This window comes from Actinosynnema mirum DSM 43827 (genome assembly GCF_000023245.1).
Lineage (GTDB): Bacteria > Actinomycetota > Actinomycetes > Mycobacteriales > Pseudonocardiaceae > Actinosynnema > Actinosynnema mirum.
In genome coordinates this window covers 2273147-2299752 of sequence record NC_013093.1, presented here as the reverse complement: position 1 = coordinate 2299752, position 26606 = coordinate 2273147, and the positions used below count along the sequence as shown (strand labels likewise).

Here is a 26606-nt window from a genome sequence, read left to right as displayed (position 1 = left end):
ACCGTTGATCCCCCATTAAAAGGATCACTGCTAGCCCATTGGGGAGCGCAGATGGCCAAGCGTGTCGAGTACGAGGACGTGGGCGGGGACTACCTGGAGCAGCGGCAGCTCAAGCGGGGCGCCGCGGGCTGGGTGCTGCTGGCGGGGCTGGGCGTGTCCTTCGTGATCTCGGGTGACTTCGCCGGGTGGAACTTCGGCCTGGCGCAGGGCGGCTGGGGCGGGATGGTGATCGCCACGGCCCTGATGGCCACGATGTACACCTGCATGGCGCTGGGACTGGCCGAACTGGCTGCGGCGCTGCCGGTCGCGGGCGCCGGGTACGGGTTCGCGCGGCGCGCGCTGGGGCCGCTGGGCGGGTTCGCGACCGGGATCGCGATCCTGATCGAGTACGCGATCGCGCCGGCCGCGATCGCGGTGTTCATCGGCGGGTACGTCGAGACGCTGGGGCTGTTCGGGCTGACCAGCTCGTGGCCGGTGTACCTGGTGTGCTTCCTGGTGTTCGTGGGCGTGCACCTGTACGGGGTCGGCGAGGCGCTGCGGCTGATGCTGGTCATCACCGGGGTCGCGGTGGTGGCGCTGGTGGCGTTCGTGGTCGGGATGATCCCCAGGTTCGACGCGGCGAAGCTGTTCGACGTCGTCGAGGGCGACGGGTTCCTGCCGTTCGGGTTCGCCGGGGTGCTGGGCGCGCTGGTGTACGGGATCTGGTTCTTCCTGGCCGTGGAGGGCGTGCCGCTGGCGGCCGAGGAGGCGCGGGACCCGAAGCGGGACATGCCGCGCGGGATCATGGCGGCGATGGCGGTGCTGCTGGTGTTCGCGGCGGCGATCCTGGTGCTGGCGCCGGGCGGCGCGGGGGCGGAGGCGCTGCGCGCGTCGGACAACCCGCTGCCGGACGCGGTGCGCGCGGCCTACGGCGGGGACACCTGGCTGGCGCGGGTGGTCAACTACGTGGGGCTGGCCGGGCTGGTGGCGAGCTTCTTCTCGATCATCTTCGCCTACTCGAGGCAGCTGTTCGCGCTCTCGCGGGCGGGCTACCTGCCGCGCTGGCTGTCGCGGACCGGGCGGCGCAAGACGCCCTACCTGGCGCTGATCGTGCCCGGCGCGATCGGGTTCGCGCTGGCCTCGATCACGCGGGACGGCGCGCTGCTGATCAACATCGCGGTGTTCGGCGCGGCGCTGTCGTACGTGCTGATGATGGTCTCGCACATCGTGCTGCGGGTGCGCGAGCCCGACCTGGACCGTCCCTACCGGACGCCCGGCGGCGCGGTGACCACCGGCGTCGCGCTCGTGCTCGCGGTCGCGGCGGTGGTCGCGACGTTCTTCGTGGACCGGTTCGCGGCCGGGATCACCGCCGGGATCGTGGTGATCGCGCTGGCCTACTTCTGGTTCTACAGCAGGCATCACCTGGTAGCCGCCGCCCCCGAGGAGGAGTTCGACGCAATAGCACGGGCGGAGCAAGAACTGGGCTGACCCACACGGAGAGTCGCGAAGAATCATCACTTCGTGAAGGCGCAGGTCAGCCTGCGAACGGGAACCCTCGTATGTCGGGATCTGCACGAGGAGGAGGCATGGCAATGACGCACAGGACGCTCGCAGCAGGAGCGGCCATCACGGCGCTGTTCGCCGCGGCGGGCTTCGCGGTGGCCGCCCCCGCCACCACCGCCCCCAGCTACGAGGAGCAGGTGCGGCAGCTGACGAACCAGGAGCGGGTGGCGGGCGGTTGCCCCGCGCTGGCCTGGAACGACAAGCTCGCCGCCGCGGCCAAGGGCCACAACGACGAGATGGCCAAGACGGACACGCTCAGCCACACCGGCAAGGACGGGAGCAACCCCTCCCAGCGGATCGACCGGGCCGGGTACGACTGGCAGACCATCGGGGAGAACGTCGCGTTCGGGCAGAAGACGCCCGCCGAGGTGGTGAAGGCCTGGATGAACAGCCCGGTGCACAAGGCGAACATCATGAACTGCGCCTACCTGGACCTCGGCGTCGCGTACGCGCCGGACAAGAAGAACCGGCCGTACTGGACGCAGAACTTCGGGACGCTGCACGGCGTGCAGGCGGGGACGGCGAAGCCGACCACCACCACGGCCAAGCCGACCACCACGACCAAACCCGCCACGGCCGCGACGACCAAGCCGGCCACGGCCACAAAACCGGCGACGGCCGCCAAACCGGCCACGGGCGCCTCGGTGAAACCCACCGCGCCGCGCGACGAGCCGGAGCCCGACCCGGAGTGACGGTTCCCGACCGGATGGGCGGCTGACCAGTCGCGGCGCGCCAACGACCGGTCCCGCCGGAGCCACGACGGCTCCGGCGGGACCGGTCGTTGGCGCGCGGGCGTGCGGGGCGGCAGGATCGGGTCGTGAGCGACATTCAGCGCGTGGGCGTGGTCGGTGGCGGGTTGATGGGCGCGGGCATCGCCGAGGTGTGCGCGAGGGCCGGGGTCGACGTGGTCGTCCGCGAGGTCTCCGAGCAGGCCGCGGACGCGGCCCGCGAGCGGGTGGCCGGGTCGCTGGAGCGGGCCGTGGCGCGCGGGAAGCTCGACGCCGGGGAGCGGGACGCGGCGCTGGGCAGGCTGCGGTTCAGCACCGAGATCGGCGACCTCGCCGACCGGGACCTGGTCGTGGAGGCGGTCGCCGAGCAGGAGGCGGTCAAGGCCGAGGTGTTCGCCGCGCTGGACGAGGTCGTGCGGCGGCCCGACGCGATCCTGGCGTCCAACACCTCCTCCATCCCGATCACCCGGCTCGGCCGGGCGACGAGGCGGCCCGAGCAGGTCGTCGGCGTCCACTTCTTCAACCCGGTGCCGGTGCTCAAGCTGGTGGAGCTGGTGCCGTCGATGCTGACCGGCGCGGACGTGCTGGCCCGCGCCGAGGCGTTCGCCACCGACGTGCTGGGCAAGCAGGTGATCCGGGCGACCGACCGGGCCGGGTTCGTGGTGAACGCGCTGCTGGTGCCGTACCTGCTGTCCGCGATCCGGATGGTCGAGTCCGGGTTCGCCACGGCCGAGGACGTGGACAGCGGCATGGTGCTGGGCTGCGCGCACCCGATGGGCCCGCTGCGGCTGGCCGACCTGATCGGGCTGGACACGGTCAAGGCGATCGCGGACTCGCTCTACGAGGAGCACAAGGAGCCGCTGCACGCCGCTCCCCCGCTGCTGCTGCGCATGGTCGACGCGGGGCTGCTCGGCAAGAAGAGCGGGCGCGGGTTCCACGACTACCGCTGAGCGACTACCGCTGAGCGACTACCGCTGAGCGCCCGCCCCCGGCGGCCGGTCAGAGCAGGCCGGCCGCCGCGAACATGCGGGCGTAGATCCCGCGCAGCACGTCCTCCTTGCGCCGGTTGTAGTCCATGACCGTGCCGCCGCCGGGGACCGCGGCGCGCTTGGCCTCGGCGTAGCGCTCCTTCTCGTCCGGGTGGGCGATCAGCCAGTCCCGGAACATCCGGTGCCTGATCACCTCGGGGCAGTCGGGGCCGAAGACGTGCAGGTTCGCCCTGGGCTCGGCGAGCCGGAAGCAGCGGTGCTCGTGGAACGAGGGCTCCCGCACGGTCAGCACGTAGCCGAGGGCCTCCAGCGCGGGCAGGTAGGCGGCCTCGTCGGTCGGGTCGGCGACGGTGACGTCGAGGTCGACGACGTCCTTGGCCGCCAGGCCCGGCACCGAGGTGGAGCCGACGTGCTCCACGTCCAGCGCTACGTCGCCGAGGGCGGCGCGGACGTCCCGCGCCAGCTCGGCGTACCGGGCGGGCCAGGCCGGGTCGTACGGGGCGATGACGACCGCCTCGGGCTGCGGCGCGCCCCGCACCCACGGGTTCTCCGGGCCGGGCTGGTGGTGGCGGGTGATCTCCTCGGCGGTGGCCATGCGCCGACCGTAGCGCGACCGGACCCCTGCGCTCCCCGCGCCGGTGCGGCGTCCGGGGCAGGGGTCTCGCGGCGGTCGGGGCAGCGGTGGGCGGCGTCCGGGCCTGCCGGGGATGGCGTCCAGGTCAGGCGTGGGGGGCGTCCGGGTCAGGCGTGGGTGCCGTCCACGGACGAGTCGTAGACGCCGAACCGGAAGTACACGCCCAGGTCGGGCCTGGCGCCCGAGGAGGTGCGGAAGCTGAGCAGCTCGTGCAGCCCGACCACCGAGTCCAGCGGCAGCGGCGCGAGCGCGGACGCGACCTCGTGGTGGGGCCGGGGGTCCAGGCCGCACAGGCGCATCGCGGCGGCGACCCGGTCGGCGGCCTCCGCGTCCGAGGCGACCACGCTGGGCAGGCGCAGGTACAGGTTGGCCTCGTCGGGGACGTCGAGGCCCTCGCGGAACGCCAGGCAGGTCATGGGCTCGTTGACCGGGACGTCGTCGCCGTACACGGCCCGGTAGACCGGGGCGGCGAGCGCCGGGTCGTGCCTGCGGGCGAGCGAGGCGACGCGGTCGAGGTCGACCTCGCCGAGGTGGCGGTAGTAGACCTTGACCCTGGCCTCGGCCCGGTCGTCCAGGTCGAGCGCGACGAACTCCAGCACGTCCCGGCGGGGGTCGAGGCCCGCGCGCTCGACGTGGTCCCAGGCCCGTTCCAGGCCGAGCCTGCGCATGGTCTCGCGCATCACCGCGTGCGCCCGGTCCACGCCCCTGGTCTGCGGGTTCAGGTAGACCTTGTAGCGGCTCGCCCCGCCCCTGCGGTGCGCCAGGGAGTGCCAGACGGCGGGCCGGTACGGGGCCGGCTCGTCGGTGACGTACAGGTCCTCGATCCGCAGGTAGCGGTCCAGGGAGACGCCCGGCAGCGCGCCCAGCGCCCTGGTGAGGGCGCGTCCGGCCTCCTGGGCGCCCCTGGCGGTGGGCTCGGCCCCGAGGGACTCGAAGAGCACCCTGGCCTCGCCGACGCCGCCGCGCCAGCTCACCGAGAACTCCAGGGGAAAACCGTCGCGGGAAACGAACGACGGATATCGGGGGACTTCGCCGATGGGCGCGTCGGCCCATTGCCCGAGCACCGAATCGAGCTCGTGGAGGGTCCTGTACAACTCGCTGAACGGAAAATCCAGCGCTGCGCAGGCGGCCACCCACTGCTGGGCCGCGAAGTCACGATATGCGGTTCCCGCCACCTCGTACAAGGCCGTACGACGTGAGGCGTGAACCACAGCAGGGCGACTGGACACTAGGCACCTCCGAGCGCAAGGTTTACCGTGTGATCAACTGGTGCGCAATGGAGGATCGCGGAGCAGTCGCTCGCGCGGACCGCGTGGGAGCGCACAGCACGTGACCGAATTAGGCCGAAAGAGTGGCAACGCTTGTGACCGGAAATTCAGCAAGTCACTACCCCGACCGGCCCAGCGATGATCACACGTGCGTGATCGGCGCGGGAATCTCGGGGTTGGCCGTCGCCGGAACGCTGCGCTCCCGAGGAATCCCGACGACGGTCCTGGAGCGCTCCGACGAGGTCGGCGGCCTGTGGCGCCACCGGGGTCCGGGTGATCGCGGCCCGTCCTACGGCTCGCTGCACCTGAACACCTCGAAGGGGCTCACCGGGTACTCCGACTTCCCGGTCCCCGACGCCTACCCGCGCTACCCCAGTCACCAGCAGATGGCCTCCTACCTGCGAAGTTACGCCGAGCACAAGGGCGTGACCGAGCACGTGGAGTTCGGCTCGGACGTCCTCGGGGTCACCCGGTCACCGGATGGTACCTGGGCGGTTGCAACATGCAACAGCACCGGCGGGAGCGAGGTCCGCCACTTCCGGCACGTCGTCGTGGCGTCCGGCCACCACTGGAGCCCGCGCGTCCCGGACATTCCCGGCATGGCCACCTTCACCGGTCGCGCCATCCACTCCGCCGACTACTCGACCCCCGACGGGCACGCGGGCAAGCGGGTCGCCGTCATCGGTTTCGGCAACACCGCGGCAGACCTCGCGGTGGAATTGTCAAGGGTTTGCGAGAAAACTTTCGTCGTGCAGCGCAGGGGCGTTCACGTGGTGCCCAAGACGATGTTCGGCACCGCCATCGACGAAATCGCGTCCTCCCCCTGGTGGGCGCGCATGTCGTTCGAGGAGCAGCGCAGGCTCATCGAACTCTCGCTGCGCGTCATCCGGGGCGACCTGACCGATTACGGCCTCCTCGAACCGGACCACCGCGTTTTCGGCGGACCGCTCACCATCTCCGACGAGCTGCTCTCCCGGATCAATCACGGGGCGGTCATCCCGAAAAGGGCTGTCGAGCGGATCGAGGGGCCGGTGCTGCACTTCGCGGACGGCAGCGCGGAGGAGGTCGACGAGATCGTGCACTGCACCGGGTTCCACATCGAGTTCCCGTTCCTGCCGGACGGCCTCGGGTTCGAGCCGGGCGGGCAGCTCGCGCTCTACCAGCGCGTCGTGCCGCCGAGGGAGACCGGGCTGTACTTCGCCGGGCTGATCCGCCCGTTCGGCGCGATCACGCGGCTGGTCGAGGAGCAGGGCCGGTGGATCGCGGACCTGGTGCAGGGGCGCGCGGCCCTGCCGCCGGTCGGGGAGATGGAGGCCGAGGTGCAGGCCCACCTGGAGGCCGCCAGGGCGCGCTACGGGCGCACGGCGGGCGACTCGGTCCAGGTGGACTTCGCCCGCTACCTGGCGGCGCTGCGGGAGCGTCGAGGCGCCCCCGCAGCCCAACCCGCCTGATCAGGCCATCGCGTCGAGCCGGTCCATGGTGTGCTGGATCAAGCTCACCAGGACCGACTTGCTCGACTCCCGGTCCCTGGCGTCGCACAGCACGATCGGGACGCCGGGGCCGAGGTCCAGCGCGCTGCGGACCTCCTCGGCCGCGTAGCCGTGGGCGTCGTCGAAGCAGTTGACCCCGACGATGAACGGGATGCCCCGCCGCTCGAAGAAGTCGATCGAGGGGAAGCTGCTGTCGAGCCTGCGGGTGTCGACCAGCACCACCGCGCCGATGGCGCCGTGGGCCAGCTCGTCCCACATGAACCAGAACCGGTTCTGGCCGGGCGTGCCGAAGAGGTAGAGCACCACCTCGGTGTTGATGGTGATGCGGCCGAAGTCCAGGGCGACCGTGGTGGTCTCCTTGTTCTCCAGCCCGACCACGTCGTCCACGCCGACGCTGGCCTCGGTCAGCACCTCCTCGGTGTGCAGCGCGGGGATCTCGCTGACCGAGTTGACCAGGGTCGTCTTGCCGGTGCCGAAACCACCGGCGATGACGATCTTGACTGGGGTGGGGACGTGCAGCTCCCCGCCCGACCGATCAGATTCCACGAACACCATCCAGCACAGCCTGCAACAGGTTCCGGTCGGGGATCTCGGCGACCCGCGACGGGTCGCGCACGACGACGTCGCCGCGCTGGATCAGGTCGCTGAGCAGCACCTTCACCACCATCAGCGGCACGTCCAGGTAGGCGGCGACCTCCGCGACGGACAGCGGTCGCCTGCACAGCTCCATGATCTCCAGGTGCTCCACCGAGAGCGCGTCGGGGTCCGAGGGCGACGGCATCGCGCGCACCTGGGTGACCAGGTGCAGCTCGGGGCGCAGGGGACGGGTCCGCCCGCGCACCATCGCGTAGGGGCGGACCAGGGGGCCCGCCGCCTCGTCGTACCACGAGTCCTCTCGGCTCATGACGACCTGCGCGCGCCGGGGAGCACGGATCCGCCCCTGGGGGCGGAGGACAGGTAGGTGCCCACCCGCTTCACCAGCATGTTCATCTCGTAGGCGATCATGCCCATGTCCGAGTCCTCCTCGCCGAGCACCGCGAGGCACGCGCCGTGCCCGGCCGCGGTGACGAAGAGGTAGGCGTGCTCCATCTCCACGATGGTCTGGCGCACCTTGCCGCCGCCGAAGTGGCGGCCGGTGCCCCTGGCCAGTGACTGGAAGGCCGAGGCCATCGCGGAGAGGTGGTCGGAGTCGTCCTTGGACAGCCCTGCGGAGCGTCCGAGCAGGAGGCCGTCCGCGGACAGCACGACCGCGTGTCGGGCGCCGACCACGCGGGAGACCAGGTCTTCCAACAACCAGTTGAGTTCGTTGTGCTGGCCCATGTCGCTCATCAGGGAATTGCCTTTCCGGGTTCCGGTCGTCCGTCCACTGCGGATCAGGATTCGGGCGCCTCGTCGCGGCGGCGGGCGTCCCGCGTGCCGCGCTGGAACGCCGAGAAGTCCTTGCGGACCTGGTCGGCGGACTGCTGGTCGGCGGGGCCCTCGGACAGCGGTTCGGACGTCGGGGTCAAGTCGGTGCGCAGCAGCTGCGGCGCGATGTGCTGCTGCCTGCGCCTGCGGGGCAGTTCGGGCCTGCCGCCCGCGTCGGCGCGGCGGCGGCCGGTGTCGGCGGGTCGTTCGCGCTCGCGCTCGGGTTCGGGTCGGGTGCGCCGGGGCGGCTCCAGCGAGCCGCTGTGCGAGGACAGGTCGAGCCCTCCGCTCAGTCGCCCTTCCGCTGCTCGGGAATCCTCGTTCGCAGCGGCTTCGGCCTGCGCCCAGAAACCCTCCAGCTCCCGCGAGCTGTCGGGAAACGTCGTGGTCTCCTCCTCCTCGTCCGCCTCGTCCACCAGGTCCGGGTGCTGCCTGGGGATCACGTGCTCGTGCAGGCTGCGCCTGGACAGCAGCATGGTCGTGTCGGACTCGGTGGGCGTGTTCGGCGCGGCCACGCTCGACGATGGCACGAGGACCATCGCCAGGGTGCCGCCGTACGGCGACTCCCGCAGCTCCACGTGGACTCCCCGGCGCGCGGCCAGCCGGGCGACCACGAACAGGCCCAGCCGCGACTCGCCGCGCAGGCGCATCGCGTCGAACTCGGGCGGGTCGGCCAGCATCGCGTTGTGCGCGTCGCGGTCCTCGGGGCTGATGCCAAGGCCGTGGTCCTCGATCTCGACCACGACGCCCTGCGGGACCTCGCTGGCGTGGATCTGCACCTGCGAGCGGGGCGAGGAGAACGCGGTGGCGTTGTCGACCAGCTCGGCGATCAGGTGGATGGTGTCCGCGACCGAGGCGCCGACCAGCGCGACCTCGGGCACCGGGTTGACCTTGACCCGCACGTACTGCTCGGTCTCGGCGACGGCCGCGCGCAGCACGTCCAGCAGCCGCACGGGCTTGCGCCACTGCCGTCCGGGGTTCTCGCCCGCGAGGATGATCAGGTTCTCGGCGTTGCGGCGGGCGCGGGTGGCCAGGTGGTCGAGCTGGAACAGCGCGTCGAGCTGCTCGGGGTTCTCCTCCTCGCGCTCCAGCTTGTCCAGGATCTTCAGCTGGCGGTGCACCAGGCCCTGGTTGCGGTGGGCGATGTCGAGGAAGACCCGGTTGACGCCCTCGCGGGCCTGGCTCTCCTTGACCGCGGCGGCCACGGCGGTGAACTGGGCGGCGTTGAACGCGTCGGCCACCTGGCCGATCTCGTCGCTGCCGTAGTCCAGCGGCGGGACCTCGGCCTCCACGTCGACGTGCTTGCCCTCGCGGAGCCGGTCGACGATGTCGGGCAGCCGCTCGTGCGCCAGGGTCAGCGAGTCGTTCTTCAGCGACACCAGGCGGGTGATCAGCGCGCGGTTGACCAGCCGGTTCGAGGTGCGCACGGCGGTGAGGATGCCGCCGAGCACGACGATGAGGGCGATCAGGCTGGAGACCAGCACGGTGATGAACTGGCTGTTGCTGCGGTTCAGGCCGGCGTCGGAGGCGACGGTGGCCTGCTGGACCGCGAGCTCGATCAGCCGCTCGCCCACCGGACCGGCGGCGGTCTCCCAGTCGGCGAGCCTGATCCGGGCGTCGGGGTCGGTGGTGAGGTCGTTCTCCAGCTTGGAGAGCGTGGCCCACTCGGGCGAGCCGGTGAGGGCCGCGTAGTGCTCCTTGAGCTGGTCCTCGACGACCGGGCCGGTGGTGACCAGGAGGGAGTGGTAGGAGGCGATCAGGTTGACCAGCTCCAGCCGGTCCTCCGGGTTGGGGTCCTCCGCGCCGATCACGACCGGGGCCAGCGAGGTGGAGCGCGACATCCAGTCCGCGGCGCGGAACAGGTTGGTCGCGGTCAGGCCGCCGTGCGCCGCCGTGGCGTCGGGGACGACGCGGGCCTGGGTGTCGAACAGGGTGGTGCCCGCGTCGAGGACGCGGTTGTAGTAGTTGTAGATCTCGGTCCGCTGGACCTTGCCCGTCTCGACCTGGGCACGCCGCTGCGGCAGTTCGCCGAGCAGGGCGTTCAGCTCGTTGATGCGGGCCTTGACCTGGTCGGGCGCGCTGTCGTAGACGGAGTCGAAGGCGGCCCGCATCCCGGCGCCCGCCTCGTCCACGACGCGCTGCCGCTCGTGCAGCGCGGTCAGGTCCTGGGCGCCCTTGGCGAGCACCGACATCGCGGTCTTGCGCTCCTCCTGGAGCGCGGTGAACGCCTTCACCGCGGGGATCGACGCGTCCTTGACGCTGACCGCGACCGCGCGGGTGTAGAAGCCGTCGAAGACCGTATAGGAGGTGAAGGCCAGCCACATCACCAGGAGCACCACGCTGGGCACGACCACCACGCTGGTGAGCCGTGAGCGGATGGTCTTCTGGTTGGTGCCCGCCTCCACCTTGTCCTTCTGCTTCACAGCGCTCCGCAGCCTCGTGAACTTCCTGCTTGCCGGTAAACGCGGGCGTGACAGCGAGCCGCCTCTTCGTTCACCCGATCGGCGAACAGAACGTTAACACCCAAGATCAAAGTAACGAAGAGACCGCGATCACGCACTGCGCGTAGGCAGAGGCTACCCAGTCGGGCGATCCCCCGAACAGGGGGCCGTTGGGAACTAGGGGGGACATTAGGGACTCAGCGGTCCCGGAACGTCACGGCTTGACAATCGCCACGGCGTTGTACGGAGTGCTCGGAGTGGGTTCGGTGGTGAAGCGCGCGTTGGGCAGGTACAGCCGCGAGCCGAACCGGGCGATCGTCGTCGGCACGTCGAAGCGCGGGTCGGTCAGCCTCGTGACCAGCGACGCGGCCGTTCCGGCCCGGTCGAGCGAGAACAGCGCGACGGTGTTCAGGCGGTTCTGCACGACGTAGAGCGAACGCCCGTCGAGCAGCAGCCCGTCACCGTTCGTGAGCACTTCCCCGCCGAGGTCGACTTCGCGCGCGAGCCCGGTGTCCGGGTTCACCCGGAACAACTTCCCGGTGTTGCTCTGCACGACCAACAACGCGCGCCCGTCCGGGGTGGTGGTGATGCCGTTGGCGTTGTTCACACCTGGGGTCAAGGAGAAGTCGCCGGTGAGCGGGACGACGTCGAATTCCGAGGGCAACTCACCAGCGCGACCGAGCGGGAGGCGGTAGAGGAGCGCCTTGCGGGAATCGGTGAAGTAAGCGGCGTCGCGGGTGACGACCACGTCGTTGACGAAGGTGTCGGCGTCCTGGGCGAAGCGGTAGGAGGCGAGGACGGCCCCGGAGCGCGCGTCGACCACCCGACCGTCGCCCGCGGCGCCGCCCGCGACGAAGAGGCGGGCCCTCCGGTCGATCTTGAGGCCGACCGAGGCGGTGCCGGGGCCCTGGCTGAACACCTCGCCGCGACCGGTGCGCAGGTCGACGCGGTAGAGGTCGCCGTCGGCGCGGGAGCCGAAGTAGGCGGTGGGGCGGTCGCCGATGGTGATGCCCTCGGGCAGGAAGCCGTCGGGGAGGGGGAACTCGGCGGGGAAGGCGCGCTGGTGGTGGGACGAGGTCGCGTGCGCCGCGGGGGCGGCGATCAGGGGTGCGGCGAGGGTCGCGGTGAGCGTCGCGGTGAGCGCGGCGACCAGGGCGGTGACGGCTCCGGGGGTGCGGGTCATGCGGTGACGCTCCTTCGCTCGACTGGCTCGGGATGTCCGGTTCGGAGTTTTCCGCAGGTTCGGGGCGGGCGTGAAGGGGGGACGGGGAATCGACAGGTTCGGCGGGCGCCCCCGTCACCCGGCCTGGAGGGCGAGGAACAGGTCGACGCGGTGGTCGAAGCGGGACAGGTCGACGCCGAGCAGCTCCTCCACCCGGCCCACCCGGTACCGCAGGGTGTTGACGTGCACGTGCAGCCGGGCGGCGGTGGTGGTCCAGGAGCCGGAGCAGTCCAGGAACACGCGCAGGGTGCCCAGGAGGTCGGTGCCGCGCGCGGCGTCGTGGTCGAGGAGGGGGCCGAGGAGGCGTCTGCGGAGGTCGGCGCGCGCCTGGTCGGGGACTGCGGCGAGGAGGAGGCGGTGCGGGGCGATCTCGGCGCCGGTGACGACCTCGGCGCGGGCTCCGCGCTCGGCGGCCAGCGCCAGGGCCCAGCGGGCCTCCTGGGCGGCGCCGCGCAGGGCCGCGGCGCGGACCGGGGAGGAGACGCCGACCAGGACCCGGCGGCCCGACAGGGCGGGGAGGGCGGTGCGGAGGGCTTGGCGGAGGGCTGGGGACGGGTCGGTGGGCGTGTGGAGCACGGCGATGGCGGTGACGGGGGTGGCGGCTTTGCCCGCGGGGGCGGGGGCGGAAGCAGGGGTGGCAGTGGCCTTGGCAGCGGAAGCGGAGACAGCAGCGGGGCTGGCAGCGGCCTTGACGGCAGCGGTGGCAGCGGCAGTGGGCTGAGCGGTGGCGGTGGTGGCGGGCCGAGTGGCGGTGGCCTTGGTGGCCTTGGTGGCGGCTGTGGGAGCGGCGGCGATGGGGGTGCCCGCCGTGGCGGCCGTGGTGGCCACAAGGCCCGCAGGCGCGTTCGGCGCGAGCGGCGCGAGCAGCTCCTCCAGCAGCGGCAAGGCGTCCTGGCCGTCCGAAGTGGACAGCGCGACCACCAGGAGCGGCTCGTCCTCGGGCAGGCCGGCCGCCGCCGCGCGGGTGGCCGGGTCGTCGGCGGCCGTGGTCAGGGCGCGCAGCAGCGGGGTCGCCGCGCGGGTGGCCGCCGCGCGTTCGCGCAGGACCCGCGCGCGCTCCAGGGCCAGCAGGTCGGCCAGTTCCAGGGCGGTCGGGTCGTGCGCGTGGCCGCCGTCCACCGCCAGCAGCCACCCGGTCGTCGAGCGCGCGCGGACCGGCAGGAGCGCGGTGCGCCGCACCGCCGCGGGCAGCCGCTCGGCGTCGAAGTAGTCGCGCACCAGCGCCGCGCGCCGCTCCTGCGGCAGGTCGGGCCCGGCCACCAGGTGGCCGGTGGTGGACAGCACCCGGCACGGCGCGCCCAGCTCCGCCGCCCCGACCGCGACCAGTCGCTCCAGCCCCTCCCCCGCCGCCGCGACGAGCCTGCGGTGCCCGGCCAGCCGCGCGCCCGCGCCACCGGCCAGCTCCAGCACGACCCGCTCCGCCACCGCCCCGAACGAGACGTCCTCGGGCACCTCCAGCAGCGGCAGCCCGACCGCCAGGCACGCGGCGACCAGCGCGTCCGGCAGCTCCCCCGCGCCCGCCCGGCTCGCGGCCAGCGCCGACGCGCCCGCCCCGACCAGCGCCGAGGCGAACGGCGCGCAGTCGGCGTCGGCGCGGTGCCAGTGCAGCCCGGACAGCACCAGCTCGCCACCGTCCAGGTAGCGGCCGGGATCGGTCAGCTCGGTGGTGCGCGCCCCGGTCACCGGCCGGTCCAGCCAGCGGTCCCCGGTGCGGGCGCGCAGCCGCAGGTCCGGCATCCGGAGCAGGTCGCCCACCAGCACCGCGCGACCTCCGCATCACCGGCCACGTCCGACCGGGCTCGTAGGAAAGCACGAAACCGCCGGGCGCGGCAGGCTGGTGCTCGTGCGGCGGCTCCGTAGCCGGGCGGGCCCCCGCGCGGGTGTACTGGCCGCCCGGCCCACGAGGAGGTCCTCGGTGACCATCAGCACGCACGTGCTCGACGCCCGGCTCGGCAGGCCCGCCGAGGGCGTCCCGGTCCGGCTGGAGCGCGGTGGCGAGGTGCTCGCCGAGGGGCGCACGGGCCCGGACGGGCGGATCACCGGGTGGCCGTCGTCCGAGGTCGGGGTGCACCGGCTGGTGTTCGACACCGGTGGCGTGTCGGAGTTCTTCCCCGAGGTGGTGCTGTCGTTCCGGGTGAGCGACCCGGACGCGCACCACCACGTGCCGCTGCTGCTGTCGCCGTTCGCGTACTCGACCTACCGGGGCAGCTGACGACACCCGCCCGCGCCGGGAACCGGGCGCGGGCGGCACTGCGCGTTCCCGCAGGCGCGGGCGGGGCGCGGTCACGACGAGGAGGGATCGGCATGGGCGCGGAGCGGGAGCTGGGCTGGTTGCGGCGGTCGGTGGACCTGGCGGTGCGCAACGTCGCGGACGGCGGCGGGCCGTTCGGGGCGCTGGTGGCGCGCGGGGACGAGGTGGTGGCCACCGGCGCGAACCGGGTGACCGCCGACCTCGACCCGACCGCGCACGCGGAGGTCGTGGCGATCCGGGCGGCCTGCCGGGCGCTGGGCGACTTCAGCCTGGCCGGGTGCGTGCTGGTGTCCTCGTGCGAGCCCTGCCCGCTGTGCCTGTCGGCCGCGCTGTGGGCGCGGGTGGAGCGGGTGGTGTACGCGGCGGACCGGCACGACGCGGCGGCGGTCGGGTTCGACGACGGGGTGTTCCACGACCTGCTCGCGCGCCCCAGGGAGACGTGGGACCTGGCGGTGCTGCGGGTGCCGACGGAGGTGGACTCGGCCCCGTTCGACGCCTGGCGGGCGCACCAGGGGCGGGTGGACTACTGACACCGGGTCCCTTAACGGAGCGTCGCGCCGCCCTGCCGCTGCCCGGCCCCGAGGGGGCGCGGGCGGTTGGCCGCAGCACGGCCCGCCCTGGGCCGCGCCTGCCCCGATCGGTCGGCGGCGGGCCCGCGCGCCGTCCGGCCGTTCAGCCGTCGCCGCAGGTCACGCCGCCGGTTAGCGTCGTTCGCGCCCAGTCCCCGCCACCGGGAGGCCCCCGTGCCGCGCAGAACCGCCACCCTGTCCGCCGCCCTCGCGCTCACCGCGGGCGCCCTGCTCGCCGCCGCGCCCGCCGCGAGCGCCATCCCGCCCGCCGGGCCCGGTGAGAGCGTGACCATCACCTACTACTCGGACGCCACCCGCACCGTCGAGGTCGGCTGGTGGTCGTACGGCTCGTGCGGCGAGCCCTTCGACTACGGGACGCACACCCGCTACTCCAAGGTGGTGAAGATCCGCTGCGGCACGCCCGACCCGCTGTGACGGCGAGTCGCCGGAGCGGAGAGCGGGAGCACCCGAACGGGCGCTCCCGCTTTCGCGCGACAGCGGGTAAATTCCCCGCGCCGAGCAAGCCGATCATTTATCGCGGGCGTAACAAATAGCCGCGACCGGGAAACGCGAATCAGCGCCGGAACCGATCGGGAACAGGGCGGGAACGCGACCGGAACGCGCTCAGAGCGGGATAGCGCGCATCCGCTCGATCTCCACGCTCTGGGTCGCCACGACGTCGTTCGCCATCTCCTCGACCCGCACGTCCGTCCCCTCGCTCAGCTGCTCCAGGGCCATCTCCAGCGCCCCCTCGTGGTGCGCGACCATCAGCCGCACGAACAGCCGGTCGAAGTCCGCGCCCTTGGCCGCCGCCAGCTCGGCGAGCTGCCGCTCGGTCGCCATCCCCGGCATCCCGCCGTGGTCCTCCACCCCGCCGACGTGCCCGTGCGCCTCCCCGACCTGCCCGTACTGCCGCTGCCAGGACTCCATGGCCTGGATCTCCGGCCCCTGGACGTCGTGGATGCGCGACGCGATCCGCCGCACCACGTCGTTCCCGGCGCGCTCCGGGGCGAGCTCGGTCATGGCCAGCGCCTGCCGGTGGTGGGTGATCATCCTGGCCACGTACCCCAGGTCGACCTCGGTCGGCGCGGACCACAGGTCGGTGCCCACGTCCCCCGGCGCCACCGTCCGCCCGGCCTCGCCCGGCCTGCCGGGAGCGATCACCGGGGCGGCGTCGGGATCGGCCCCGGCGGTGCACCCCGCCGCCGCCCCGAACACCGCCACCACCAGGGCGAGAATCACCGCGCGCATCCGCACCAAACCCCCTCAGCGATCGGATCACGGATCAACATACCTCGCGAACCACCCCGTGAGAACCGTTCGGAAAACCACCGTCCGGGTCTGGTTCTTAGCCTTGCGAAGGGGTAATACTGCGATTCCCTGCACGTGCCTTGGAAGGGGAACACGTGGTGAAGATCCGCAGTGCGGCCGGGCGGCGGAGAGCGCCTGCCGCCATGCTGGGGGCGATCGCACTGGCGCTGTCGATGGCGGCCTGGGGGCCGCAAGCCGTCGCCGCGCCTGAGGACGACCTCTCGGGGTTGAGCGAGGCCCAGCTGGAGAGCGCCGAGCAGCCCGGCGTCCCCGGCGTGGACGAGATCCGCACCAGCCGCAACGTCAAGCACGTCGCGAACGTGCCGAAGCAGGCGCCGTTCACCAGCTCGTCCACGTGGACCGACGTGGCGTTCCAGAGCGGCTACGCCTTCGACGGCAACTACGACGGCTTCACGATCTACGACATCCGCGACCCCCGCCAGCCGAAGGTCGTCAGCTCCGTGCTGTGCCCCGGCTCGCAGAACGACATCTCGGTCAAGGACAACCTGCTGTTCCTGTCCACCGACTCCTCGCGCAGCGACAACTCCTGCGCCAGCACGCCGCTGGCCGCGTCGAACAAGGACGCCTGGGAGGGCATCAAGGTCTTCGACATCAGCGACAAGCGCAACCCGCGCTACATCGCCTCGGTCGAGACCAAGTGCGGCTCGCACACGCACACCCTGGTGCCGGACAAGAAGGGCAAGGACGTCTACCTGTACGTCTCCTCGTACAGCCCGAACGCCGCCTTCCCGGACTGCCAGCCGCCGCACGACCTGATCTCCATCGTGAAGGTGCCGCTGAAGAACCCGACGGCGGCCTCGCTGCTGGGCGAGCGGGTGCTGTTCCCGGACGGCGGCAACCCCGGCCGCAGCGGCTCGGTGGCCACCGGGTACGTGTCGGCCACCTCGGGCTGCCACGACATCACCGTCTACCCGTCGAAGGACCTGGCGGCGGGCGCGTGCATGGGCGACGGCGTGCTGTGGGACATCTCCGACCGGGAGAACCCGCGTGAGATCAGCCGCGTGCAGGACGACGTGAACTTCGCGTTCTGGCACTCGGCGACGTTCAACAACACCGGCACGAAGGTGGTCTTCACCGACGAGCTGGGCGGCGGCGGCGCGGCCACGTGCAACGAGGCCATCGGCCCGAACCGGGGCGCGGACGGCATCTACGACGTCACCGGGCGCGGCGACGACCGGGAGCTGGTGTTCAGGAGCTACTTCAAGATCCCCCGGCACCAGACCGACACCGAGAACTGCGTGGCGCACAACGGGTCGCTGATCCCGGTGCAGGGCCGCGACATCATGGTGCAGTCCTGGTACCAGGGCGGCGTGTCGGTGTGGGACTTCACCGACTCGTCCCGGCCGCGCGAGATCGGGTTCTTCGAGCGCGGTCCGCTCCCCAACGGCGCGGGCGGCGGCACGTGGAGCGCCTACTACTACAACGGGTACGTGTACAGCTCCGACATGGCCAAGGGCCTGGACGTGCTGGACATCCGCGACCCGCGCGTGCTCACCGCGAAGCTGGTGCGCACCGACGAGCTGAACGTGCAGACCCAGGGCCACTACCGGGAGCTGTTCCGGTAACCCAGGCGCGCGCCAGAACCCTCGCGGCGGAAGGGGCTACCGGTGATCCGGTGGCCCCTTCTCCTCGCACCGCGACGTGATCGTCAGGCGGGGACGACCAGCACCCGGTCGGGCGCGACCCGCAGCGCCACCTCGGCGCCCGCCGGGAAGTCGGTGGCGCGGGACGACGGGTGGTCGACCCGCACGACCTGCTCGCCACCGGCCAGGCGCACCGAGAGCCGGGTCACCGGGCCCAGGAAGCTCTGCGCCACGACGGTTCCGAGCAGCGCGCCCGCCGCGTCGCCGCCGGTTCCGCCGGCGCCGCTCCCGCTGCCCCCCGCGGGGTGCGCGGTCACCTCGACGTCCTCGGGCCGCACGATCACCGACACCGCGTCCCCGGACGCCACCCCCGGCGCGCCGGGCGCGGGCAGCAGGTGCGCGCCCAGCCGGACCCCGCCGGGCTCGACCGTGCCCGCCACGGTGTTCGTGACGCCGACGAACTGCGCCACGAACGCCGACGCGGGCTCCCGGTACACCTTCGACGGGGTGTCCAGCTGCTCCAGCCTGCCGTGGGACATCACGCCGACCCGGTCGGAGACGGCCAGCGCCTCCTCCTGGTCGTGGGTGACGAACAGGGTCGTGATGCCCAGCTCGGTCTGGATGCGGCGGATCTCCTCGCGCAGCCCGACCCTGACCTTGGCGTCCAGCGCGGACAGCGGCTCGTCGAGCAGCAGCACCCCTGGCCGGATGGCCAGCGCGCGGGCCAGCGCGACGCGCTGCTGCTGGCCGCCGGACAGCTGGTGCGGGTAGCGCCCGCCCAGGTGCGCCAGGCCCACCAGCTCCAGCAGTTCACCCGCGCGCGCCTTGCGGTCCGGCTGCTTGCGCAGCTTGAGCCCGAACTCGATGTTCTGCGCGGCGGTCAGGTTCGGGAACAGGCTGTAGGCCTGGAACACCATGCCCATGTCCCGCCGGTTGGCGGGCACGCCGGTGATGTCGCGGCCCTGGACCAGCACCGCGCCGGCGTCGGCGGTCTCGAAGCCCGCGACGATGCGCAGCGCCGTGGTCTTGCCGCAGCCGCTGGGGCCCAGCAGGCTGATCAGCTCGCCCTCGGCGAGGTCGAGGTCCAGCCCGTCGAGCGCGGTGTGCCCGCCGAAGGACTTGCGCAGCCCCTTCAGTTCCAGATGACCCATCTCAGCCTTCCTCGGCGGTGGCGCGGCGCCGCCTGCTGCCCGCCGAGGACAGCAGGAGCAGCAGCGCGAAAGCGAACAGCAGGCACAGCAGCGACACCGCGATGGACACGCCCGCGTCGCGCTTGCCGATCAGGTTGACCCGCACCTGGAGGGTGTCGAAGTTGAGCAGGGACGCGATGGTGAACTCGCCGAGCACCAGCGCGACGGACAGCAGCGCGGCGCTGATCAGCGCGGTGCGGATGTTCGGCACGACGATCCGCAGCAGCACCGTCCCCCAGCCCGCGCCCAGTCCCCTGGCGGCCTCGGCGAGGGTCTTGAGGTCGATCGCGGACAGGCCCGCGTCGAGCGAGCGGTAGGCGAACGGCAGCACCAGCACCGCGTACGCGAGCGCCAGGGTGAGCGGCGAGTCGCCGAGGAAGTAGTCGACCCAGGCGTACAGCGGGGCCATGCCGACCACGAGCACGATCGCCGGGATCGCCACCGGCAGCAGGCACAGGAACTCGACCGGTCGGCGCAGCGCGGGCAGCCGCAGCCGGATCCACGCCATGGTGGGCACGAGCAGCGCCAGCACCAGCAGCGAGGACAGCAGGGCCAGCTGCACCGACACCCAGATGGCCGCGACGAGGTCGGGGTCGGTGACGATGCCTGACCAGGACTGGAGGCTGCGGGTCCCGTTCGCGCTGCGGGTGGAGAACTCGGCCATGGCGACCAGCGGCAGCGCGAAGTAGGCGCCGAGCACCACGAGCACGACCGCGCGCAGCACGCCGCCGTTCCCGTTGCGGCGCTTGGGCTTGACGGGCTCTCGCGTCACTGCCATCGGGCGAACCTCCGCTGGAGCAGGGCGTACAGGCCCATGGTCACGCCGACCACGACGATCATGCCCAGGCCGAGCGCCTTGCCGAGGTTCTCCTGCCCCAGCAGCACTTCCCCGGTGAGGAAGCCCCGGATCTGGAGCGGCACGATCGGGCTTCCCTGGGACACCAGGGCGGCGGCGGTGGCGTAGGCGGAGAACGCGTTGGCGAACAGCAGCAGCGCCGAGCCGAGGAACGCGGGCAGCAGGATCGGGCCGCCCACGTGCCGCCAGTAGGTCCAGCCGGAGCCGCCCAGGCTCTCGGTGGCCTCGCGCCACTGCGGGCGCAGGCCGTCGACGGCGGGCAGGAACACGATGACCATGAGCGGGATCTGGAAGAAGGTGTAGACCAGGGTGAGGCCGGGCAGCTCGAACAGCCACGCGCCGGTCGCGAACAGGTCGACGCCGAAGGTGTCGGCCAGGAACCGGGTGACCAGGCCCTGGAAGCCCACGGTGGCCAGGAACGCGAACGCGAGCGGGACGCCGCCGAACTGGGCGAGGACGCCGGACGCGGCGAGCACGACCTTGCGCGTGACGCCCTCCGGCTTGCCCGAGGCCACGGCCCAGGACAGCAGGGCGCCGAGCACCGCGCCGAGCAGGGCGGTCAGCGCGGACAGCTGGACGCTGCGCAGGAACGCCTGGAGGTAGACGCCCTCGGTGAGGGTGGCCAGGGTGGCCAGGGTGAAAGCGCCGTCGTCGTCCTGGAACGCCCCGGCGAGCACGAGCGCCGTCGGGTAGAGCAGGAACGTGCCGACGTAGGCGAGGAACGGCGCCACCACCAGCCAGGCCGTCCACGAGCGGCGGGACGGCCCTCGGCCGGGGGCGGCGGAGCCGCCGCCCCCGGCCGAGGTGTCGACGGGTGCGACCACCGGTCAGCCCACCGCCTGGGCCCAGGTGGCGGCGAGCGCCTGCTTGGCCTTGTCGGCCTGCGCCTGGGTCTGGTAGACGGACTTGTCGCCGGTGGCGGGCAGCGCGGCGGCGGCAGCGGTGTCGACGGTGCCCGCCGCGGTCATGGCGTCCATGCGCACCGGGCGGGACATGCCCTTGAGGTAGATGTTCTGGCCCTCGTCGCTCATCACGAACTCCTGCCACAGCCGCGCGGCGGCCGGGTGCGGGGCGTCGACGTTGACGGCCTGGTTGTAGTAGGCGCCGACCTGCGCGTCCTGCGGCACCACGGTCTTCCAGTCGAGCTTGCCCGCGAGCTTCGCGGTCTGCGCGGCGTTGGTGTAGTCCCAGTCGATTACCACGGGGGTCTGGCCGGACTCGATGGTCGCCGGGGTCGGGTCGACCGGCAGGAAGTTGCCCGCGGCCTTGAGCTGCTTGAAGAACTCGACGCCGGGCGCGATGTCGTCGGCGGAGCCGCCGTTGCCGAGGGAGGCCATCAGCACGCCGGAGAACGCGGCGCCCGCCTGCGTCGGGTCGCCGTTGAGCGCGACCTTGCCCTTGTACTCGGGCTTGAGGAGGTCCTTGACGCTGGTGGGCGCGGGGACCTTGGAGGCGTCGTAGCCGATCGACATGAAGCCGCCGTAGTCGGCGAAGTGGCGGCCGTCGGCGTCCTTCAGCTCGGCCGGGATGTCGTCCCAGGTGGCGACCTTGTAGGGCGCGAACTTGTCGGCGTTGGCGATCGCGACGTTCAGGCCGAGGTCGAACACGTCGGGCGCGCGGTCGCTGCCCTTGAGCCGCTCGGCGGCGTTGATCTCGTCCTGCGAGGAGGCGTCGGGCTGGTCGGACTTGACCTCGATGCCGTACTTGTCGCCGAACGCCTTGATCATCTCGCCGTAGTTGGCCCAGTCCGGGGGCAGCGCGATGACGTTGAGCGCGCCCTCCTTCTTGGCCTCCTCCACGAGCTTGTCCATCCCGCCGAGGTCGGCGGCGGACTTCGCCGAGGCGGCGTTGCCGCCGGACGCGGCGTTCCCGCCGTCCTTCGCGGGCGGGGCGCCGCAGGCGGTGACGAGCGCCAGCGCGACGGCGCCCGCGCCGACCACACGGAGAGCACGGTTGTGGATCACTGGGAGGACCTTCCTCGTGGACGGGCTTTCCGGGCAGGCGGAGCACCGGACGGGGGAAGGCTTCAGAACTCTCGGTAGCGGTGTCAAGGAAGGTGACGGGACTGAGACCCTGCCGACGTCACCGGAGAATTCCCAGTGCAGCAAGGGTTTCCAGTCGGTGAACGGGAGCCTCCGGACGGGGGATGGCGGTTACGACGAGTGACGCTCCGTGTTGCTCCACACCGCTCCGGGGTCCGGGCGCCCGAACCCCGGCCCACCCGGGGGGCGCGGCCCCGTGACCACCCCGAGCCCCGCCCCGGTTTTCCCCTGGAGTCACCCGCATCACCCCGCCACGCCCCCCGCGACCGCACTAGCTTCGCCGGTCGCCGGGGTGTCCCGACGACTCGACCGACCTGGGGGTTCCCCGATGCGAAAAGCACTGGTCTGGACGCACGTGGTGTCGTCCACGCTCTGGATGTCCATGGCGCTCGCGCTGTCCCTGATCACCACCAACGCCCTGCGCCTGTCCGGCGACGCGCGGGAGGCCGCGTTCGGGATGGCGCTGGTGATCGACCACCAGGCGGTGCAGCTGGCCGCGACGACGTCCGCGTTCACCGGGCTCGCGCTGTCCGCGCTGACGCCGTGGGGGTTCTTCCGGCACTGGTGGGTGCTGGCGAAGTTCGTGATCACGTTCAGCCAGCTGTACCTGGGGATCTTCGTGCTGAGCCCGAACCTGCGCCTGGACGGCGACCCCGCGCTGATGCGGTTCGGCTCGCTGCTGATGGCCTCGGCGCTGGCGTGCCAGGTGTGGTTCTCCACCGCGAAGCCGTTCGGCCGCACCGCGTGGACCAGACCGGGCAGGCGGAAGGCGGCGCCGAACCGGGCGTTCGCGCTGGGCCTGGCGATCCCGGTGGCGGACGTGCTGCTGGGGACCTTCGTGCTGGGGCGCACGATCCCGGTGATCGCGCTGCTCGCCACGATCGGCTACCCGATCGCCTGGCTCGTGCTGCGCGCCAAGCGCCGCGCCGCACTTCCTGCGACCAAAGGGAATCCGCTTCAAACGTGATCCGCATCCCTTGCGCCACAAAGCCGAAAACGTTGCACGCGCGCGCGAAGTGTCAGTAGCGCAACAATCCGGCAACCCCGACATCCGTCATCCACGCCACATCCGGCTGCGGACCACCGCAAGACGAGTCCCCAGTGGACGCTACCGCCGGTTACCGAAAAACCCGCCCTCCAGCAGGGGTTTTCCCAGCACAGCGCCGCACGTCGTCACTCAGCGCACCTGACGATTACCTGACATCGCCAGAACCACCACCCCTCGGCGACCCCTACGCCGGTATACCTCAAACGGCCCAACGCCGGGCGCTGCCAGGAGTAGCAGGCAGGTGTTTGGAACTCGCCCGAATGGGAAAAGGAGTCGCCCATGATCGAAATCGAACCGGATGTGTCGCCGTGAACTTCTGGGACTTCGTGGCGGACCGGTGGAGCAGGCTGCTCACCGAGTCGCTGCTCCACCTGAGCGCGGTCGTGCAGTGCACGATCATCGCCGCTCTGATCGGTGTCGGCGTGGGGATCGCCGTCTACCGCAGCCCGCTGGGCTCGGCCACGGCCACGGCCCTGGCCAGCGCGGTGCTCACCATCCCCTCCTTCGCCCTGCTGGGACTGCTGATCCCGCTGCTGGGCCTGGGCGCGCCGCCCACGGTGGCCGCGCTGGTGCTCTACGGCCTGCTCCCCGTCGTGCGCAACACGATCGTCGGCCTGAGCGGGGTCGACCGGTCGATCCGGGACGCCGCGCGCGGCATCGGCATGAGCCGCTTCAGCGTGCTCACCTCGGTGGAGCTGCGCCTGGCGTGGCCCGCGATCCTGACCGGGATGCGCGTCTCGGCCCAGATGCTGATGGGCATCGCCGCGATCGCCGCCTACGCGCGCGGCCCCGGCCTCGGGGTGGAGATCTTCGCCGGGCTGACCAGGGCGGGCAGTGCCAACGCCACCAACCAGGCGATCGCCGGAACGCTCGGCGTCATCGTCCTCGCGCTGCTCCTCGACGGGGTCTTCGCGCTGATCGGACGCTACACCGTCTCTAGGGGGATCCGTGGCCAGTGACATCGAACTCGTGGACGTGACCAAGCGGTACGGCGGCACGAAGCGCGCCGCCGTCGACTCGGTGAGCATGACCATCCCCGCCGGGGAGATCGTGGTGTTCGTCGGCCCCTCGGGCTGTGGCAAGACCACCACCATGCGGATGATCAACCGGCTGATCGAGCCGACCTCCGGCAAGATCACCATCGACGGCGCGGACACCCGCTCGCTGGACCCCGACGAGCTGCGTCGCGGCATCGGCTACGCGATCCAGCAGGCCGGGCTGTTCCCGCACATGACGGTCGCGCAGAACGTCGGCACCGTGCCGGGCCTGCTGGGGTGGAGCAAGACCAAGGTCCGCGACCGCGTCGACGAGATGCTCGACCTGGTGGGCCTCGACCCGGCCGACTACCGCGACCGCTTCCCCCGCCAGCTCTCCGGCGGCCAGCAGCAGCGCGTCGGCGTGGCCCGCGCGCTCGCCGCCGACCCGCCCGTGCTGCTGATGGACGAGCCGTTCGGCGCGGTCGACCCGATCACCCGCGGCAACCTGCAGGACCAGCTGCTGCGCCTGCAGTCCGAGCTGGGCAAGACGATCGTGTTCGTCACGCACGACTTCGACGAGGCGGTCAAGCTCGGCGACCGCATCGCGGTGCTGGGCGAGCAGTCGAGGATCCTGCAGTACGACACCCCGGAGGCGGTGCTGGCCAACCCGGCCGACGACACCGTCGCGGGCTTCGTCGGCGCGGGCGCCTCGCTCAAGCAGCTGACCCTGCGCCGGGTGCGCGAGGTCGAGCTGGGCAGCGCGGTCACCGCCCCGCAGGACGCCGACGCCACCGAGATCCGCCGCAAGCTCGACGAGGCGGGCCGCGAGTTCGCGCTGCTGCTGGACGGCCGCAACCGCCCGGTCAGCTGGGTGCACGCGCGCAACCCGCGCAGCCGCAAGCCCGTCGGCGACCTGGTGTCGCTCCAGTCGACCCTGCAGGACGCGCTGGAGGCGATCCTGACCGAGGGCGGCGCGGCCGTGGTGACCGGCAAGCGCGGCGAGTACGTCGGCCTGGTCGAGATCGACACCGTCATGGGCGCCGTGCAGCAGGCCCGCGACGACCACGCGGGGGCTCCCGCGTGACCGCGACCGCTGTGAACGGCCCCGGCCCCGCGGCCACGCGCTCGCGCGCGGACGGGCTGCGCCTGCTGGTCCAGCCCGCGGCCACGCTCCTGCTGGTCGGCGGGGTGCTCCTGTGGGCGTTCAGCCTGGACCTCGACTCGATCGAGCAGCAGAGCATCAACGCCTCCTCGCTGCTGACGGCCACCTGGGACCACCTGGTGATCAGCCTGGTCGTGACCGCGCTGGTCGTGGCGATCGCGGTGCCGCTGGGCGTGCTGGTGACCCGGCGCTGGGCGCGCAGGGCCGCGCCGCTGGTGCTGGGGCTGGCCACGATCGGCCAGGCCGCGCCCGCGATCGGCGTGCTGGTGCTGTACTTCATGGCCACCGGGGCCGAGGGCATGTGGGCGGCGGTCGTGCCGATCACGTTCTACTCGCTGCTGCCGGTGCTGCGGAACACCGTGGTGGGCCTGCAGGGCGTGGACCCGGCGCTGGTGGACGCGGCGCGCGGCATCGGCATGTCCCCGCTGACCGTGCTGCGCCGGGTGGAGCTGCCGCTGGCGGTGCCGCTGATCCTGGCCGGCCTGCGGACCGCGCTGGTGCTGGCGGTCGGCGTGGCCACGCTCGCGGTGTTCGTCAACGGCGGCGGCCTCGGCCTGCTGATCGACACCGGTTACAAGCTGGCCCGTGTGCCGGTGCTGGTGACCGGGGCGGTGCTGGCCGTGGGCCTGGCGCTGCTCGTGGACTGGTTGGGCGCGGTGGCCGAGACCTACCTGGGACCGAAGGGGCTGCGATGAGCGGCAGGAGCAGGAGGGGCCTGGTCGCGATCAGCGCGGCGCTGTGCCTCGCGGTGTCCGGCTGCGGGCTGGAGAGCTCGTTCGCGCTGCCGTTCGAGGTGGCGCCCGGCTCGATCAGGCCGGAGCCCGCGCTGGAGGGCGTGAAGGTCTCGGTGGGGTCCAAGGACTTCACCGAGAACATCGTGCTCGGCTACATCACCGAGGTCGCGCTGGCGGCGGCGGGCGCCGAGGTCAACGACATGACCAACATCCAGGGCTCGAACAGCTCGCGGCAGGCGCTGCTGACCGGTGACGCCGACCTGTCCTGGGACTACAGCGGGACGGGCTGGATCAGCTACCTGGGCAACACCGAGCCGATTCAGGGCGAGCGCGAGCAGTACGAGGCGGTGCGCGAGGCCGACCTGGAGCGCAACGGCCTGGTGTGGCTGGACTACACGAAGGTCAACAACACCTACGCCTTTGCCGTCACGCGGGAGTTCGCCGAGGCCAACAACCTCAGCACCACGAGCCAGATGGCCGAGCTGGTGAAGAACGACCCCGGCAAGGGCGTGTTCTGCCTGGAGACCGAGTTCATCAGCCGCAACGACGGGTTCCCCGGCGTGGCGCAGACCTACGGCTTCGACGCGGGCGCGGCGCAGGTGAAGACCTTCGGCAGCGGCACGATCTACACCGCGACCTCCGACGGGCTGTGCAACTTCGGCGAGGTGTTCACCACCGACGGCCGCATCCTGGCGCTGGACCTGGTGGTGCTGGAGGACGACAAGAAGTTCTTCCCCCAGTACAACGCCTCCCTGGTGCTGCGCGAGGAGTTCCACGAGCAGCACCCGGAGATCGAGCGGATCATGACGCCGGTGTTCGAGAAGCTGGACAACGACACGATCATCCGGCTGAACGCCGAGGTGGACGTGGACGGCCGCGACCCGGCGGCGGTGGCGCGCGACTGGATGGTGGGCGAGGGGTTCGTGTCGATCCCCGACGACACCATGGCGGCGGGCGCGCGGCGCTAGCGGGTAGCCGTCGACGGCAGGGCGCAAGACCCCGCCGCCGACGGCGAAACGCGAAAGCGCGTGTTCACCGCTAGCGGCGAACACGGGGCGGGCAGGGGACGGCGCGGTCCCCCGACCCGCCCCGCTCGCTTTCGCGGGACCACCGGACGGCGCGGTGCCCGGTGTCCCCGTGA

General features: G+C 72.1%; 26 protein-coding genes. 13 read left to right on the top strand and 13 right to left on the bottom strand.

Annotated elements, in window-relative coordinates:
- Nucleotides 1-51: 51 nt before the first annotated feature.
- From eat to AMIR_RS10400, 3 genes are all read left to right on the top strand, one after another.
- On the top strand, nt 52-1467 hold the full coding sequence (gene eat, locus AMIR_RS10410) for an ethanolamine permease (RefSeq protein ID WP_015800910.1): 1416 nt from the start codon (nt 52-54) through the stop codon (nt 1465-1467).
- A 98-nt stretch (nt 1468-1565) separates the two neighbouring features.
- Nucleotides 1566-2234 (top strand): CAP domain-containing protein, encoded by a 669-nt coding sequence (locus AMIR_RS36885; protein WP_015800909.1) that lies wholly within the window; start codon nt 1566-1568, stop codon nt 2232-2234.
- A gap of 125 nt (nt 2235-2359) precedes the next feature.
- A complete protein-coding gene (locus tag AMIR_RS10400; protein ID WP_015800908.1) occupies nt 2360-3220 on the top strand; it encodes a 3-hydroxybutyryl-CoA dehydrogenase in 861 nt (286 codons plus the stop codon).
- A gap of 49 nt (nt 3221-3269) precedes the next feature.
- Here the strand turns inward: AMIR_RS10400 and AMIR_RS10395 are convergent, their stop codons facing one another.
- Nucleotides 3270-3854, bottom strand: coding sequence for a GrpB family protein (locus AMIR_RS10395; protein WP_015800907.1), 585 nt, complete (start codon nt 3852-3854; stop codon nt 3270-3272).
- 146 nt (nt 3855-4000) lie between these two features.
- A complete protein-coding gene (locus AMIR_RS10390) occupies nt 4001-4957 on the bottom strand; it encodes a tryptophan dimethylallyltransferase family protein (protein WP_245554644.1) in 957 nt (318 codons plus the stop codon).
- A 356-nt stretch (nt 4958-5313) separates the two neighbouring features.
- Between AMIR_RS10390 and AMIR_RS10385 the strand changes: the two genes are divergently transcribed.
- Nucleotides 5314-6612 (top strand): flavin-containing monooxygenase, encoded by a 1299-nt coding sequence (locus AMIR_RS10385; RefSeq protein ID WP_015800905.1) that lies wholly within the window; start codon nt 5314-5316, stop codon nt 6610-6612.
- Here AMIR_RS10385 and AMIR_RS10380 read toward each other — a convergent pair whose 3' ends face one another.
- The 6 genes from AMIR_RS10380 to AMIR_RS42665 form a co-directional block, all read right to left on the bottom strand.
- Nucleotides 6613-7206, bottom strand: coding sequence for a GTP-binding protein (locus AMIR_RS10380; RefSeq protein ID WP_015800904.1), 594 nt, complete (start codon nt 7204-7206; stop codon nt 6613-6615).
- Complete coding sequence (locus AMIR_RS10375) at nt 7187-7555, bottom strand: DUF742 domain-containing protein (RefSeq protein ID WP_015800903.1); 369 nt, start codon at nt 7553-7555, stop codon at nt 7187-7189. Before AMIR_RS10375 ends, AMIR_RS10380 begins: the two co-directional genes overlap by 20 nt.
- Complete coding sequence (locus AMIR_RS10370) at nt 7552-7980, bottom strand: roadblock/LC7 domain-containing protein (protein WP_015800902.1); 429 nt, start codon at nt 7978-7980, stop codon at nt 7552-7554. The genes AMIR_RS10375 and AMIR_RS10370 overlap by 4 nt, the downstream gene beginning before the upstream one ends.
- Nucleotides 7981-8024: 44 nt before the next feature.
- Entirely contained in the window at nt 8025-10481 is a 2457-nt protein-coding gene (locus tag AMIR_RS10365) for a sensor histidine kinase (RefSeq protein WP_015800901.1), read from the bottom strand.
- 232 nt (nt 10482-10713) lie between these two features.
- Entirely contained in the window at nt 10714-11682 is a 969-nt protein-coding gene (locus AMIR_RS10360) for an SMP-30/gluconolactonase/LRE family protein (RefSeq protein WP_015800899.1), read from the bottom strand.
- 114 nt (nt 11683-11796) lie between these two features.
- Entirely contained in the window at nt 11797-13476 is a 1680-nt protein-coding gene (locus AMIR_RS42665) for a PucR family transcriptional regulator (protein WP_143760688.1), read from the bottom strand.
- 160 nt (nt 13477-13636) lie between these two features.
- Between AMIR_RS42665 and uraH the strand changes: the two genes are divergently transcribed.
- The 3 genes from uraH to AMIR_RS10340 all read left to right on the top strand — a co-directional run bounded on the left by uraH (nt 13637) and on the right by AMIR_RS10340 (nt 14976).
- Nucleotides 13637-13933 (top strand): hydroxyisourate hydrolase, encoded by a 297-nt coding sequence (uraH, locus tag AMIR_RS10350; RefSeq protein ID WP_015800897.1) that lies wholly within the window; start codon nt 13637-13639, stop codon nt 13931-13933.
- 92 nt (nt 13934-14025) lie between these two features.
- Nucleotides 14026-14502: a nucleoside deaminase gene (locus AMIR_RS10345; RefSeq protein ID WP_015800896.1), complete on the top strand. Its 477-nt coding sequence runs from the start codon at nt 14026-14028 to the stop codon at nt 14500-14502.
- A 213-nt stretch (nt 14503-14715) separates the two neighbouring features.
- Nucleotides 14716-14976: a hypothetical protein gene (locus AMIR_RS10340; protein WP_015800895.1), complete on the top strand. Its 261-nt coding sequence runs from the start codon at nt 14716-14718 to the stop codon at nt 14974-14976.
- A gap of 189 nt (nt 14977-15165) precedes the next feature.
- On the opposite strand, the gene AMIR_RS10335 is transcribed toward AMIR_RS10340, so the two are convergent.
- Complete coding sequence (locus AMIR_RS10335; protein ID WP_015800894.1) at nt 15166-15792, bottom strand: DUF305 domain-containing protein; 627 nt, start codon at nt 15790-15792, stop codon at nt 15166-15168.
- A gap of 203 nt (nt 15793-15995) precedes the next feature.
- Between AMIR_RS10335 and AMIR_RS10330 the strand changes: the two genes are divergently transcribed.
- Nucleotides 15996-17438: an LVIVD repeat-containing protein gene (locus tag AMIR_RS10330; protein ID WP_015800893.1), complete on the top strand. Its 1443-nt coding sequence runs from the start codon at nt 15996-15998 to the stop codon at nt 17436-17438.
- Nucleotides 17439-17521: 83 nt separating this feature from the next.
- Here AMIR_RS10330 and AMIR_RS10325 read toward each other — a convergent pair whose 3' ends face one another.
- Genes AMIR_RS10325 through AMIR_RS10310 form a run of 4 tightly spaced genes read right to left on the bottom strand, consistent with a single transcriptional unit; the run spans nt 17522 to nt 21466 of the window.
- Entirely contained in the window at nt 17522-18607 is a 1086-nt protein-coding gene (locus tag AMIR_RS10325; protein WP_015800892.1) for an ABC transporter ATP-binding protein, read from the bottom strand.
- A 1-nt stretch (nt 18608) separates the two neighbouring features.
- A complete protein-coding gene (locus tag AMIR_RS10320; RefSeq protein WP_015800891.1) occupies nt 18609-19424 on the bottom strand; it encodes an ABC transporter permease in 816 nt (271 codons plus the stop codon).
- Nucleotides 19415-20326 carry an ABC transporter permease gene (locus tag AMIR_RS10315; protein ID WP_015800890.1) on the bottom strand — a complete coding sequence of 304 codons (912 nt, stop codon included), beginning with the start codon at nt 20324-20326 and terminating at the stop codon, nt 19415-19417. Before AMIR_RS10315 ends, AMIR_RS10320 begins: the two co-directional genes overlap by 10 nt.
- A 3-nt stretch (nt 20327-20329) precedes the next feature.
- Nucleotides 20330-21466, bottom strand: coding sequence for an ABC transporter substrate-binding protein (locus tag AMIR_RS10310; protein ID WP_015800889.1), 1137 nt, complete (start codon nt 21464-21466; stop codon nt 20330-20332).
- Between the two features lie 406 nt (nt 21467-21872).
- On the opposite strand from AMIR_RS10310, the gene AMIR_RS10300 reads away from it, so the two are divergent.
- The 5 genes from AMIR_RS10300 to AMIR_RS10280 all read left to right on the top strand — a co-directional run bounded on the left by AMIR_RS10300 (nt 21873) and on the right by AMIR_RS10280 (nt 26433).
- Nucleotides 21873-22511, top strand: a complete 639-nt coding sequence (locus tag AMIR_RS10300) for a hypothetical protein (protein ID WP_015800888.1) — start codon at nt 21873-21875, stop codon at nt 22509-22511.
- Nucleotides 22512-22900: 389 nt separating this feature from the next.
- Nucleotides 22901-23551, top strand: coding sequence for an ABC transporter permease (locus AMIR_RS10295; RefSeq protein ID WP_015800887.1), 651 nt, complete (start codon nt 22901-22903; stop codon nt 23549-23551).
- A complete protein-coding gene (locus AMIR_RS10290) occupies nt 23541-24653 on the top strand; it encodes an ABC transporter ATP-binding protein (protein WP_015800886.1) in 1113 nt (370 codons plus the stop codon). Before AMIR_RS10295 ends, AMIR_RS10290 begins: the two co-directional genes overlap by 11 nt.
- Nucleotides 24650-25426, top strand: coding sequence for an ABC transporter permease (locus AMIR_RS10285; RefSeq protein WP_015800885.1), 777 nt, complete (start codon nt 24650-24652; stop codon nt 25424-25426). Before AMIR_RS10290 ends, AMIR_RS10285 begins: the two co-directional genes overlap by 4 nt.
- The gene (locus tag AMIR_RS10280; RefSeq protein WP_015800884.1) at nt 25423-26433 is read left to right on the top strand and encodes a glycine betaine ABC transporter substrate-binding protein; all 1011 of its coding nucleotides are present in this window, start codon (nt 25423-25425) and stop codon (nt 26431-26433) included. Before AMIR_RS10285 ends, AMIR_RS10280 begins: the two co-directional genes overlap by 4 nt.
- The last annotated feature ends 173 nt before the right edge of the window (nt 26434-26606 follow it).